12 protein-coding genes are annotated in these 12,359 nt (G+C 66.7%); 2 read left to right on the plus strand and 10 right to left on the minus strand.

Annotated elements, in window-relative coordinates:
• Positions 1–91: 91 nt before the first annotated feature.
• From CGK74_RS02980 to CGK74_RS03010, 7 genes are all read right to left on the minus strand, one after another.
• Positions 92–1,051, minus strand: a complete 960-nt coding sequence (locus tag CGK74_RS02980) for a Gfo/Idh/MocA family oxidoreductase (protein ID WP_206186162.1) — start codon at positions 1,049–1,051, stop codon at positions 92–94.
• A complete protein-coding gene (locus tag CGK74_RS02985; protein ID WP_094267024.1) occupies positions 1,051–1,905 on the minus strand; it encodes a class III extradiol dioxygenase subunit beta in 855 nt (284 codons plus the stop codon). The genes CGK74_RS02980 and CGK74_RS02985 overlap by 1 nt, the downstream gene beginning before the upstream one ends.
• Before the next feature lie 4 nt (positions 1,906–1,909).
• Positions 1,910–2,353 carry a protocatechuate 4,5-dioxygenase subunit alpha gene (ligA, locus tag CGK74_RS02990; RefSeq protein WP_004259931.1) on the minus strand — a complete coding sequence of 148 codons (444 nt, stop codon included), beginning with the start codon at positions 2,351–2,353 and terminating at the stop codon, positions 1,910–1,912.
• A gap of 2 nt (positions 2,354–2,355) precedes the next feature.
• Entirely contained in the window at positions 2,356–3,270 is a 915-nt protein-coding gene (locus CGK74_RS02995; protein ID WP_094267025.1) for an amidohydrolase family protein, read from the minus strand.
• A gap of 105 nt (positions 3,271–3,375) precedes the next feature.
• Complete coding sequence (gene ligK, locus CGK74_RS03000) at positions 3,376–4,068, minus strand: 4-carboxy-4-hydroxy-2-oxoadipate aldolase/oxaloacetate decarboxylase (RefSeq protein ID WP_094267026.1); 693 nt, start codon at positions 4,066–4,068, stop codon at positions 3,376–3,378.
• 14 nt (positions 4,069–4,082) lie between these two features.
• Complete coding sequence (locus tag CGK74_RS03005; protein WP_004259921.1) at positions 4,083–5,108, minus strand: amidohydrolase family protein; 1,026 nt, start codon at positions 5,106–5,108, stop codon at positions 4,083–4,085.
• Positions 5,105–6,196: a 4-oxalomesaconate tautomerase gene (locus tag CGK74_RS03010; RefSeq protein ID WP_094267027.1), complete on the minus strand. Its 1,092-nt coding sequence runs from the start codon at positions 6,194–6,196 to the stop codon at positions 5,105–5,107. The genes CGK74_RS03005 and CGK74_RS03010 overlap by 4 nt, the downstream gene beginning before the upstream one ends.
• Positions 6,197–6,307: 111 nt before the next feature.
• Here CGK74_RS03010 and CGK74_RS03015 point away from each other — a divergent pair, with 111 nt between their 5' ends.
• Positions 6,308–7,213 (plus strand): LysR substrate-binding domain-containing protein, encoded by a 906-nt coding sequence (locus CGK74_RS03015; protein ID WP_004259914.1) that lies wholly within the window; start codon positions 6,308–6,310, stop codon positions 7,211–7,213.
• Positions 7,214–7,352: 139 nt separating this feature from the next.
• Positions 7,353–8,558, plus strand: a complete 1,206-nt coding sequence (locus tag CGK74_RS03020) for an MFS transporter (protein WP_094267028.1) — start codon at positions 7,353–7,355, stop codon at positions 8,556–8,558.
• A 54-nt stretch (positions 8,559–8,612) separates the two neighbouring features.
• Here CGK74_RS03020 and CGK74_RS03025 read toward each other — a convergent pair whose 3' ends face one another.
• The 3 genes from CGK74_RS03025 to can all read right to left on the minus strand — a co-directional run bounded on the left by CGK74_RS03025 (position 8,613) and on the right by can (position 12,352).
• Entirely contained in the window at positions 8,613–9,746 is a 1,134-nt protein-coding gene (locus CGK74_RS03025) for an acyl-CoA dehydrogenase (RefSeq protein ID WP_094267029.1), read from the minus strand.
• A gap of 176 nt (positions 9,747–9,922) precedes the next feature.
• Entirely contained in the window at positions 9,923–11,134 is a 1,212-nt protein-coding gene (locus tag CGK74_RS03030) for an acetyl-CoA C-acetyltransferase (protein ID WP_094267030.1), read from the minus strand.
• 36 nt (positions 11,135–11,170) lie between these two features.
• The gene (gene can, locus CGK74_RS03035) at positions 11,171–12,352 is read right to left on the minus strand and encodes a carbonate dehydratase (RefSeq protein WP_276206038.1); all 1,182 of its coding nucleotides are present in this window, start codon (positions 12,350–12,352) and stop codon (positions 11,171–11,173) included.
• Positions 12,353–12,359 lie beyond the last annotated feature (7 nt).

Below are 12,359 nucleotides of genomic sequence, written 5' to 3' on the forward strand. Positions count from 1 at the left end.
GCGGGGCTCCTGCAGAAAATGACAACGGCTCCAGCCGTGAGGATGGAGCCGGAAAGCCTGATCGGGACGGATCAGGCGCGATGCATCGGGCTCAGGCGGCGTTCAGTTGCTGCTCGAGCTGGTGCAGCACCTGGTAGCACGGCAGCACCTTGTGCACGCTCGAGTTCGGCTCGCGGCCTTCGCGGATGGCGGCGAAGAACTCGCGGTCCTGCAGCTCGATGCCGTTCATCGACACGTCGACCCTGGAGACGTCGATCTTCTCTTCCTTGCCGTTGAACAGGTCGTCGTAGCGGGCGATGTAGGTGCCGGTGTCGCCGATGTAGCGGAAGAAGGTGCCGAGCGGGCCGTCATTGTTGAAGGACAGCGACAGCGTGCAGATGGCGCCGTTCGCGGCCTTGAGCTGGATGGACATGTCCATCGCGATGCCCAGCGTCGGGTGGATCGGGCCCTGGATGGCATTGGCCTGCACGATCGGGCTGTTGGCCTGATAGGCGAACAGATCGACGGTGTGGGCGGCATGGTGCCACAGCAGGTGGTCGGTCCAGCTGCGCGGCTGGCCCAGCGCGTTCATGTTGGTGCGGCGGAAGAAGTAGGTCTGCACGTCCATCTGCTGGACGTTGAACTCACCCGCCTTGACCTTGTTGTGCACCCACTGGTGGCTGGGGTTGAAGCGGCGCGTGTGGCCGACCATCGCGACCAGGCCGGTTTCCTTCTGCAGCCGTGCGACTTCCTCGGCGCCCTTCAGCGTGTCGGCGAGCGGGATCTCGACCTGCACGTGCTTGCCGGCCTTCAGGCACTGGATCGACTGGTCGGCGTGCATCTGCGTCGGGGTGCACAGGATCACGGCATCGACCTCGGGCAGCGCCAGGGTCTCGGCGAGGTCATTGGTGACGTGGCCGACCTTGTACTGCGTGGCGACTTCGCGGGTCTTTTCCAGGTCACGGCCGATCAGCGAAACCACTTCGACGCCGTCGATGTTCTTGATGCCGTCCAGGTGCTTGATGCCGAATGCGCCGGCACCGGCGAGTGCGACCTTGATCGTCTTGCTCATCAGTTGTTCTCCAGGATCAGGTGGCCCACGGCCGTGTTGGACGCGGGAATGTGATAGAAGCGGTGCTTGACCGTGGGCGCCGGACCGCCCTGGATGTCGCTCATCGCGCCGCGTGCGATCAGCCACATCACCAGCTCGATGCCTTCGGAGCCGGCCTCGCGAACGTAGTCGATGTGCGGCACTTCGGACAGCCCCGCCGGGTCGGCGATCAGGCGATCCAGGAAGGCATTGTCCCACTCGCGGTTGAGCAGGCCGGCACGCGCGCCCTGAAGCTGGTGGCTCATGCCGCCCGTGCCCCAGATCTGCACCTTGATGTCGTCGTCGAAACACGCCACCGCCTTGCGGATGGCCTGGCCGAGCTGGAAGCAGCGGCGGCCCGACGGCACCGGATACTGCACGACGTTGACCGCGAAGGGGATGACCTTGCACGGCCAGGCGTCGGGCTCGCCGAACATCAGCGACAGCGGCACGGTGAGGCCGTGGTCGACTTCCATCTTGTTGACGATGGTGAGATCGAAATCGTCCTGGATGACGCTCTGCGCGATGTGCGAGGCGAGCTCCGGATGGCCGATGACCTTGGGCACCGGACGCGGGCCGTAGCCTTCGTCGGCCGGGATGAACTCTGCAGCCGTGCCGATGGCGAAGGTCGGGATCATGTCCAGGCTGAAGGCCGTGGCGTGGTCGTTGTAGACGAGGAAGATCACGTCGGGCGTGTTCTCCTTCATCCATTCCTTCGAGTACTCGTAGCCGGCGAACAGCGGCTGCCAGTAGGCCTCGCCGGTCTTCTTCAGGTCGATGGCGGCACCGATGGCCGGCACGTGCGAGGTGTAAACCGATGCGGAAATCTTGGCCATGCTGTCAGGCTCCCTTGTTCTTGCCCGCCGCACCTTGCGGCTGGTGCTGCGGCTGGGCGTCACCGTCTTCGCCCAGGTAGCGGTTGCCCTCGGGCGAACGGCCGCCCTTGATCATCATGTCGCGGTATTCCTCTTCGGTCATGCCGGTCATGCTGCCCGCCATCTGCTGGAAGCTCAGGCCGTCGGTGGCACCGATCTTGGCGAGGAAGTAGATGTTGCCGCCGGTGCGCATGCACCAGTTGAGGTCGCGCGCCAGCACGGCCTGCTTCTGCTCCTCGGTCATGGGCCATTCGTCGAGATAGGCGCGCTCGTCCGCCTTGAAGCGGGCGCGGTTGTCGGCCTTCATCAGCGACATGCAGAACTGGTTGAGCCAGTAGCCCTTGCGCGACTGCTCGGCATCGAAAATGATCGTGCCGGGAATGTCCAGGTAAGGTTTGTCCAAAGCCATGATCAGCACTCCTCCGGCCAGTAGAGACGCATCGGGTTATCGACCAGCAGCTTGCGCTGCAGTTCGGCGGTCGGCGCGATGTGCGGGATGAAGTCGACCAGCAGGCCGTCGTCGGGCATGTGGTCCTTCAGGTTGGGGTGAGGCCAGTCGGTGCCCCACAGCACGCGGTCGGGGAACTGCTCGACGATGCGGCGGGCGAAGGGCACGACGTCCCGGTAGGCATGCTGCTCGCCGTCCAGCGCCTTGGGGCCGGTGACGGACAGGCGCTCGGGGCAGCTGACCTTGGACCAGACGTTGGGGTTCTCGCGCATGAATTTCACGAACAGCTCGAACTCCGGCCCGTCGATCGGCTTGGAGACGTCCGGGCGGCCCATGTGATCGACGACCACGGTGGTGGGCAGCGCGGTGAAGAAGTCCCACAGCTCGGGCAGGTCGACCGCCTCGAAGTAGATCACCACGTGCCAGCCCAGCGGGGCGATGCGGTTGGCGATCTCGAGCAGTTCGTCCTTGGGCGTGAAGTCCACCAGGCGCTTGACGAAGTTGAAGCGCACGCCGCGCACGCCGGCGGCGTGCAGATCCTGCAGTTCCTGGTCGGTGATGCTGCGGCGCACCGTGGCGACACCACGCGCCTTGCCGTTCGAGGCCTTGCACGCATCGACCATGGCGCGGTTGTCGGCGCCGTGGCAGGTGGCCTGCACGACCACGTTACGGGCGAAGCCGAGGTGGTCGCGCAGCGCGAAGAGCTGCGCCTTGCTCGCGTCGCAGGGGGTGTACTTGCGTTCGGGGGCGTAGGGAAACTCCGCGCCGGGGCCGAACACGTGGCAGTGCGCATCCACCGCGCCGGCCGGCAGCGTGAAGCGGGGCTTGCTCGGGCCGGCGTACCAATCGAGCCAGCCGGGGGTCTTTTCGAATTGCATGCGTGTCCTCTGGTGTTCTCTCTGTTATGGCTGGGGGTGGGGGCCGCCGGTGCGGTGCAGCCGGCGCCGGTCGGACCGTCCCTTTTTGTAGTCGGCGGCTGAACCTCAGTCGATGTACTTGAGGCCGGCTTTTTCCAGCGGCTCGCGCATCTTGTAGAGGTCGAGGCCGAGCACGCCGGCAGCGAACTTCTCGCGCTTCTCGCCTTCAAAGGACTCGCGCTTCTCGGCGGCATCGGCCACCTGCTGGGCGATGGCGGCGGGCACGACGACCACGCCGTCGACGTCGGCAATGACGACGTCACCCGGATTGACCAGCGCACCGGCGCACACCACCGGCACGTTCACCGAGCCGAGCGTGGCCTTGATGGTGCCCTTGGCGTGGATGGCCTTGGCGAACACCGGGAAGCCCATCTGCTCGAGATCGGCCACGTCGCGTACGCCGCCATCGATGATCAGGCCGCGCGCGCCGCGCGCCTTGAACGAGGTGGCGAGCAGGTCGCCGAAGAAGCCGTCGGCGTTGTCGGTGGCGCACGCGGCGACGGCGACGTCGCCTTCCTGCAGCTGTTCGGCGGCGACGTGCATCATCCAGTTGTCGCCCGGCTGCAGCAGGATGGTGACGGCGGTGCCGCACATCCTGGCGCCGGTGTAGACCGGGCGCATGTAGGGCTTCATCAGGCCGACGCGGCCCATGGCCTCGTGGATGGTGGCGACGCCGAAGCGCGACAGCTTTTCGACCGCTGCCTTGTCGGCGCGGACGATGTTGCGCTTGACGATGCCGAGCTGGTTCAGTTGCGTCATCTTCCCCTCTCCTCTTACAGGCCCTTGGCCTTCAGCGCGGCATCCAGGCGCGAATACACGCGGCGGGCGTTGCCTTCGTAGATCATGTGGCGCTCTTCGGCGGTCAGGTTGGCGCTTTCAATGTAGCGCTTGGTGTCGTCGTAGTAATGGCCGGTCTCGGGGTCGATGCCACGCACCGCACCGATCATCTCGGAGGCGAACAGCACGTTCTTGACCGGGATGACCTTGGTCAGCAGGTCGATGCCGGGCTGGTGGTACACGCAGGTATCGAAGTAGATGTTGTTCAGCAGGTGCTCGGTGAGCAGCGGCTTCTTCAGTTCCTGCGCCAGGCCGCGGAAACGGCCCCAGTGGTAGGGTGCCGCGCCGCCGCCGTGCGGAATCACGAACTTCAGCGTCGGGAAGTCCTTGAACAGGTCGCTGGTAAGGCACTGCATGAAGGCGGTCGTATCCGCGTTGAGGTAGTGCGCGCCGGTGGTGTGGAAGCAGGCGTTGCAGCTGGTCGACACGTGCACCATGGCCGGGATGTCGAGCTCGACCATCTTCTCGTAGATGGGGTACCAGTGACGGTCGTGCAGCGGCGGGCTGGTCCAGTGGCCGCCGGAGGGGTCCGGGTTCAGGTTGATGCCGACGAAACCGTATTCATTGACGCACTTCTCGATCTCGGGGATGCAGGTCTTCGGGTCGACACCGGGCGACTGCGGCAGCATGGCGGCGCCGATGAAGTGGTCCGGAAACAGCTGCGAGACGCGATAGCACAGCTCGTTGCAGATCGCCGACCAGGTCGCGCTGGTGTTGAAGTCGCCGATGTGGTGGGCCATGAAGCTGGCGCGCGGCGAGAAGATCGTCAGGTCCGAGCCGCGCTCCTTCATCAGGCGCAGCTGGTTCTTCTCGATGGTCTCGCGCAGTTCGTCATCGCTGATCTTCAGGTCGGAGACCTTGGGCGCGACCGAGGGGTCCTTCAGGCCGGCGATCTGCTGGTTGCGCCAGTCTTCCAGCGCCTTCGGCGCAGTCGTGTAGTGACCGTGGATGTCGATGATCATTGCTTGTCTCCTTTCCAGATGGATGCCGGCACCATGACTTCGCCGCGCATGATGAGGCGAGCGGTGCGCAACAGCGCAGCGCGGGTAACGTTTTGCGGATCGGCCGGGTCCAGCGCCAGCTCGACCGAGAACTCGCCCGTGGGGTGCTCCACCGACACGGTGCGCGCCAGACCTTCGGGCACCACGGCGATGCCTTCGGTGGTCGAGCCGCGCAGCACGCAGGCCGTGCCGACCGTCACCGCGGCAAGCACGCCGATGGCGTCGTGGCAGACGTGCGGGATGAAGCTGCGCGTGGTCAGGCTGCCGCCGTCGCGCGGCGGCGCCACCAGCGTCATCTTGGGGTAGTTCTTGGCGCTCACGTCGCCCAGGCCCATCGCATGGCCGCACGCGATTCGCAGGCGTTCGATGCGCGCCTTGAGTTCGGTGTCGGCGTTCAGCTCGGCCACGCTCTCGTAGCCGGTACGGCCGACGTCGGCGGCGCGGAAGATCACCAGCGGCATGCCGTTGTCGATGCAGGTCACCTCGACGCCATCGATGACATCGCGCACCTTGCCGGTGGGCAGCAGGCCGGAACAGACCGAACCTGCGGTATCAAGAAAATTGATCTTGATCGGCGCCGAGCTACCCGGTACACCGTCGATGCGGGCGTCACCCTCGTAGCTCACCCGACCACCGGGGGTCTGCACGGTGATGTCGCAGGCCATGCCGGTATTGAGGGTCAGCACGCGGAAAGTCGATTCCTCGCCCTGCGCGCGGACCATGCCCGTCTCGAGCGCGAAGGGCACGACGGCCGCCAGCATGTTGCCGCAGTTGGGCGTGGTGTCGACCGTGTCCTTTTCGGGCTGCAGCTGCGCGAACAGGAAGTCCAGATCCACGCCCGGCCGGGAGCCGGGGCGCACGATACCGACCTTGCTCGTCAGCGGACTGGCGCCGCCCAGACCGTCGATCTGACGGCGGTCGGGTGACCCCATCACGGCAAGCAGGACTCGATCGCGCGTCGCGACATCCGCAGGCAGATCGCTTTCCCGGAAGAACGGGCCTCGCGAAGTGCCGCCGCGCATGAACAGGGTGGGAATGGGTGTTTGCATGCCGCCAATTCTGGAACCACCCCCCTCTGTTCAATAGGGTGGACTGACTCTATCTGCTATCGCATTTTGATATAGAATCATAGAAGGGATAATAAATAGCGTCGATCGGAAATGGATATCAAGCAGATCGAGTACTTCGTCCACGTCGCCGAACTGGGCAGCTTCACCCGTGCCTCCATCGCGCTGGACATCGCGCAGCCGGCACTCAGCCGGCAGATCCGCCAGCTCGAGATCGAACTGCGCCAGCCGCTGCTGCTGCGCAATGGACGCGGCGTGACGACCACCGAGGCCGGCAAGATCCTGCTCGAACACGGCCGCGGCGTGCTGCACCAGATCGAGCGTGTCCGCGAGGAGCTGGCGCGCGCGCGCGGCGGGGAGGTCGGGCGGGTGGCGGTGGGCATGCCCCCCAGCGTCTCGCGCGTACTCACGGTGCCGCTGACGCATGCCTTCCGCGAACTGATGCCCGACGCCATCCTGTCGATCAACGAGGGCCTGTCCTTCACGATGCAGGAATCGGTGATCCAGGGCCGCCTCGACATCGCGCTGCTCTATCAGGCCCGGCCTTCGCCCGACCTCGAAATCCATCCCCTGCTGTCGCAATCGCTCCACCTGTTGCAGGCCAGGCGGCAGACCAGCGAAACCGGCCCGGTGAGCCTGCGCGAGGTGGCCAGGCTGCCGCTCATCCTGCCTGGCCGCCCGAATGCGATCAGGATGATCGTTGAGACCGAGATGCAGCGACTCGGCCTGCAGCCTCACATCACCATCGAGGCGGAGGCCACGCCGGCCATCCTCGACCTGGTTGCGGACGGACTCGGCTCCGGCATCCTCCCTGCCAGCGCATTCGACGCCCATTCGCCGCGACTGCAGAACGATCTCGTGCTGCGGTCGATCCGCGACCCCGGCCTGCTGACACATCTGTCATGGGCCGTCAGCGCACGGCGCCCGATGACCCAGGTGCAGCGCAATCTGATCGAGCTCATCGAGTCGAAGGTCAGGGAGCTGATCACGCCGGCGTGAGAACCGCGCCGCGCGCCGCCTCGGGCCAGCCCGCATCACGACGGCCCACGACCGACCCATCCCGCAACCCGAAGAACGCTGGCGACACCGGCCTGGCGCGCATGCACCAGGCCAGACCACGTCATGGACACACCCCCACATGACCGACACACGACACCCCACCCCGCGCGACGCCCGTCTGCTCCTGATCCTCGCCGGCATCCTGCTGATCGCCGCCAACCTGCGCGCACCGATCACCGGACTGCCGCCGCTGCTGCCGATCCTGCAGCCCGCCCTCGACCTCGACACCACCTTGGCAGGCCTGCTCACCACGCTGCCGCTGCTTGCCTTCGCGTTCATCTCGCCGCTGGCACCGCGCCTTGCGCGCCGCACCGGCCTCGAAGCCGTGCTGTTCGCCGCACTGGTACTGATCGCGGGCGGCATCGCCCTGCGTTCACTCGGGCCGCAGTGGAGTCTCTTCGCCGGCACGGCGGCGATCGGCATCGGCATCGCGCTCGGCAACGTCTTGCTGCCGAGCCTGATCAAGCGCGACTTCCCCACCCGCATCCCCAGCATGACCGGCGCCTATGCGTTGACGATGGGCGTGGCGGCGGCCCTGGCCTCGGCGACGATGACGCCGCTGGCGACCCGTTTCGGACTCGGCTGGGACGGCGCGCTGGCGACGATGATCGTGCTGCCGCTCGCGGCGCTCGCCGTCTGGTGGACGCGCCTGTCCGGCCGGCACAATCCGGCCGCGATGACGACTGCCGGGACTCGCGCCGCGCCGGTATGGACATCGGCGCTCGCCTGGCAGGTCACCCTGTTCATGGGCTTGAATTCCTTCGTGTACTACGTGATCGTCGGCTGGCTGCCCACGATCCTGCTCGCGCACGGCCATTCGGCCACCGGCGCCGGATCGCTGCACGGCCTGATGCAACTCGCATCGGCCGTCCCGGGCCTGCTGCTTGGCCCGCTGATCCAGCGCAGCCGCAACCAGAAGGCGATCGCGGTCGCGGTGTCGCTGCTGATCGTGCTGGCGCTCGGCGGGCTGTTGGCGCACCCGTCACTGGCAACGCTGTGGGTGGTTTGCTTCGGCTTCGGCGCCGGCGCCGGCGTGACGCTGAGCCTGATGTTCATGGGCCTGCGCACGCGCAGCCCCGAGCAGGCCGCTGCCCTTTCAGGCATGGCGCAGTGCATCGGTTATCTGCTGGCGGCCAGTGGCCCGCCACTGATCGGCTGGATGCACGACGCCGCCGGCAGCTGGGACGTACCGCTGGCCGGCTGCCTCGCGCTCGCCCTCGTCATGGCCGTATTCGGCTTGCTTTCGGGCCGCGACCGGCAGATCCACGATACCAGGCCCGTCTGACGATCGCGCCGCAGGACGGGCGGGGCGCCATGCCGCCGCGCCCGTCCCTCGGCATCAAGCTGCCAGCGCGCGCCCGATCACCAGCTTCTGGATGTCGCTGGCGCCTTCGTAGATCTGGCACACGCGCACGTCGCGGTAGATGCGCTCGACCGGGAAGTCGGTGACGTAGCCGTAGCCGCCATGAACCTGGATGGCGTCCGAGCACACGCGCTCGGCCATCTCGGAGGCAAACAGCTTGGCCATCGAGGCTTCCTTGAGGCACGGCCGGCCGGCGTCCTTCAGGCTGGCGGCGTGCCACACGAGCTGGCGCGCGGCTTCGAGCTGGGTCGCCATGTCGGCGAGGCGGAAGTTCACCGCCTGATGCTCGAAGATCGGCTTGCCGAAGCTCTCGCGCTCCTGCGCATACTTCACCGCCGCTTCCAGCGCGGCGCGGGCCATGCCCAGGCACTGGGCAGCGATGCCTATGCGGCCGGCCTCGAGGTTCGACAGCGCGATCCTGTAGCCCTCGCCTTCCGCACCGATCACCGAGTCAGCCGGGATGCGGCAGTTCTCGAACAGGATCTGGGTGGTGTCGGAGGCCTTCTGGCCCATCTTCTCCTCGATGCGGCCTACCTGATAACCCGGCGCGTTCGCCGGCACCAGGAAGCAGGTGATCCCCTTCTTGCCGGCGGCCTTGTCGGTCACCGCGAACACGATGGCGACATCGGCGTGCTTGCCGGTGGTGATGAACTGCTTGACGCCGTTCAGCACCCACTCGTTACCTTCGCGCACCGCGGAAGTGCGGATGGCCGACGCATCCGAGCCCACGTGCGGCTCGGTAAGGCAGAAGCAGCCGAGCTTCTCGCCACGGGCGAGCGGCTTCAGCCAGGCTTCCTTCTGCGCATCGGTGCCGAAGCGGTTGATGATCCCGCAGGGCAGCGAGTTCTGCACGCTGACGATGGTCGACGTGGCACCGTCGCCGGCCGCGATCTCTTCCAGCGTCAGCACCAGGCTCATGTAGTCCATGCCGGCCCCGCCCCACTCCTCCGGCACCACCATGCCGAGCGCACCGAGTTCGGCAAGCTCGTTCAGCGCCTCGCGCGGGAAGGTGTGGTTGCGGTCCCATTCGGCGGCGAAGGGGGCCAGGCGCTCCTGCGCGAAGGCGCGCATCGAGTCGCGGATGAGTTCCTGTTCCTGGGTCAGAATCATGATGAAACCTCTACTGGAACGGACGCACCGTTCCATTGCTCGTCAATATGCGACACGGCCAAGCCGGCCGCGTCGGGGGTTCGTGAAGCCGCCGAGGACTGTCCGAGCCCGCAGGGCGAGTTCCGCAGGCTGCGGAACGAACCCCCGGCGCGGCTGGCGGTTCAAAGCACAGGCAATCAGCCGCCGCAGCCCACCGAGGCCTCGACCTCGATCGCCATCGCCGTCGCCTCGCCGCCACCGATGCACAGGCTGGCGACACCGCGCTTGAGGCCGCGCTTGCGCAGCGCGCCGATCAGCGAGACCAAGATGCGCGCACCCGAGGCGCCGATCGGATGGCCCAGCGCGCAGGCGCCGCCATTGACGTTGACCTTGTCGTGCGCCAGCTTCATTTCGTGCATCGCCGCCATGGTGACGACCGCGAAGGCCTCGTTGATCTCCCACAGATCGACGTCGTCGGTCGACCAGCCGGCCTTCGCCAGCACCTTCTGCATCGCGCCCACCGGGGCCGTCGTGAACCAGGCCGGCTCCTGCGCATGGGTGGCGTGGCCGACGATGGTCGCGACCGGCTTGAGGCCCAGCTTGTCGGCGGTGGACTTGCGCATCAGCACCAGCGCCGCGGCGCCGTCCGAAATCGAGCTCGAGTTGGCCGGCGTGACCGTACCGTCCTTCTTGAACGCGGGCTTCAGGCCCGGGATCTTGTCGATCTGCGCCTTCAGCGGCTGCTCGTCCTTGTCGACGACGACGTCGCCCTTGCGGCCCGACACGGTGACCGGCACCACTTCCCAGGTGAAGTCGCCGTTGTTGATCGCGGCCTGCGCGCGGGTGGTCGAGGCGATGGCGAATTCGTCCTGCGCCTGGCGGCTGAAGCTGAAGTGGCTGGCGCACTCCTCGGCGAAGGTGCCCATCAGGCGGCCCTTGTTCTCCTTGGAGTAGCTGTCTTCCAGGCCGTCGAGGAACATGTGGTCGAACATCTGGCCGTGACCGAGGCGATAACCGCCGCGCGCCTTGGGCAGCAGGTAGGGCGCGTTGGACATGGATTCCATGCCGCCGGCGACCATCACCTCGTTGCTGCCTGCCAGGATCAGGTCGTGGGCCAGCATGGTGGCCTTCATGCCCGAACCGCACACCTTGTTGATGGTGGTGCAGCCGGCCGACAGCGGCAGGCCCGCGCCGAGCGCGGCCTGGCGGGCGGGCGCCTGGCCCAGACCGGCGGGCAGCACGCAACCCATGATAACTTCCTCGACCTGCTCGGGCTTGAGGCCGGCGCGCTCGACCGCCGACTTGATGGCGATTGCGCCGAGCTGCGGCGTGGTCAGGCTGGACAGTTCGCCCTGGAAACCGCCCAGCGGGGTGCGGGCGACGGAAACGATGACGACGGGATCGGACATGCGGTTCTCCTGTTGAATCGGTGTTGTGGGTTGCGCTCAAGGCCCGAGCGCTTCGAGCGCCGCGGCATAGCGCGGCATCAAGTCTTCGCTGCGGCTGACGTTCAGCCCCAGGTCGCGGATGAGGCCGTCCTTCAGACCGTAGATCCAGCCATGCACGGTGAGGCGCTGGCCGCGCCGCCAGGCGTCCTGCACGACCACGGTCTGCGCGACGTTGGCCACCTGCTCGATGACGTTGAGTTCGCACAGGCGGTCGTGGCGCAGTTCGGGCGGCAGGGTGTCGACCGCCTGCAGGTGGCGCACATGCACGTCCTGCACATGGCGCAGCCACAGGTCGACCAGGCCGACGCGGGCGCGATCCAGCGCCGCCTTGACGCCGCCACAGCCGTAGTGGCCGACCACCATGATGTGCTTCACCTTCAGCACGTCCACCGCGTACTGGATGACGGCCAGGCAGTTGAGGTCGGTGTGCACCACCACGTTGGCGACGTTGCGATGCACGAACACTTCACCCGGCAGCAACCCGACGATCTGGTTGGCCGGCACGCGCGAATCGGAACAGCCGATCCACAGGTACTCCGGGCTCTGCAGGTGCGACAGCTTCTCGAAGAAGCCGGCATCGAGCTGCTGCATCTGGCGCGACCAGGCCTGGTTGTAGTCGAACAGGTGGAAGAGGTTCTCGTTGCGAACCTCGTCCTCGGACCACTTCGACAGGTCGAGGGTGAGGAAGATCGTGCCTTCGATCGGGCTCGGGTAGTAGGCCGGCGCCTCGGTGAAACCGAGCTCGCGGTACAGTTTCACCGCAATGCGCATCGCCGGCAGGGTGTCGAGCAGGATGCGGCGGTAGCCCAATTCCTGCGCCGTACGGATGGCTGCCAGCGCAAGCTGGCGCCCCAGGCCATGGCCGCGCGCATCCGGATCGACGTAGAGGCGCTTCATCTCGCACACGCCTTCCGAGAAGCGGCGCACGCCGACGCAGCCCGCGGGACGGCCGTCGTACTCCGCAAAGAACAGGCGACCGTCGGCCTCGCCATAGGCACCCGGCAGGTTCGCGACCTCGTCGGCAAACCCCTGGTAGTTCAGGTCCACGCCGAGCCAGGCGGCGTAGTTGCGGAAGAACTGGCGCACGTGCTCCAGTTCGCTCGTGTCGGACGCGGTGAGCGCGCGCAGGCGGACAGTCATCTCAGTCTCTCCGAAACGGTTCGGCTGGCGCGCACGAATGAAAACA

The organism is Thauera propionica, from assembly GCF_002245655.1.
Lineage (GTDB): Bacteria > Pseudomonadota > Gammaproteobacteria > Burkholderiales > Rhodocyclaceae > Thauera > Thauera propionica.

Excerpts from the sequence above, each read along its gene's own strand:
- CGK74_RS03030 (WP_094267030.1), bottom strand. The coding sequence starts at position 11,134 with ATGTCCGATCCCGTCGTCATCGTTTCCGTCGCCCGCACCCCGCTGGGC.
- CGK74_RS03020 (WP_094267028.1), top strand. The coding sequence starts at position 7,353 with ATGACCGACACACGACACCCCACCCCGCGCGACGCCCGTCTGCTCCTG.
- CGK74_RS03015 (WP_004259914.1), top strand. The coding sequence starts at position 6,308 with ATGGATATCAAGCAGATCGAGTACTTCGTCCACGTCGCCGAACTGGGC.
- CGK74_RS02995 (WP_094267025.1), bottom strand. The coding sequence starts at position 3,270 with ATGCAATTCGAAAAGACCCCCGGCTGGCTCGATTGGTACGCCGGCCCG.
- CGK74_RS03005 (WP_004259921.1), bottom strand. The coding sequence starts at position 5,108 with ATGATCATCGACATCCACGGTCACTACACGACTGCGCCGAAGGCGCTG.
- CGK74_RS03025 (WP_094267029.1), bottom strand. The coding sequence starts at position 9,746 with ATGATTCTGACCCAGGAACAGGAACTCATCCGCGACTCGATGCGCGCC.
- CGK74_RS03010 (WP_094267027.1), bottom strand. The coding sequence starts at position 6,196 with ATGCAAACACCCATTCCCACCCTGTTCATGCGCGGCGGCACTTCGCGA.
- CGK74_RS02980 (WP_206186162.1), bottom strand. The coding sequence starts at position 1,051 with ATGAGCAAGACGATCAAGGTCGCACTCGCCGGTGCCGGCGCATTCGGC.
- ligK (WP_094267026.1), bottom strand. The coding sequence starts at position 4,068 with ATGACGCAACTGAACCAGCTCGGCATCGTCAAGCGCAACATCGTCCGC.
- ligA (WP_004259931.1), bottom strand. The coding sequence starts at position 2,353 with ATGGCTTTGGACAAACCTTACCTGGACATTCCCGGCACGATCATTTTC.
- CGK74_RS02985 (WP_094267024.1), bottom strand. The coding sequence starts at position 1,905 with ATGGCCAAGATTTCCGCATCGGTTTACACCTCGCACGTGCCGGCCATC.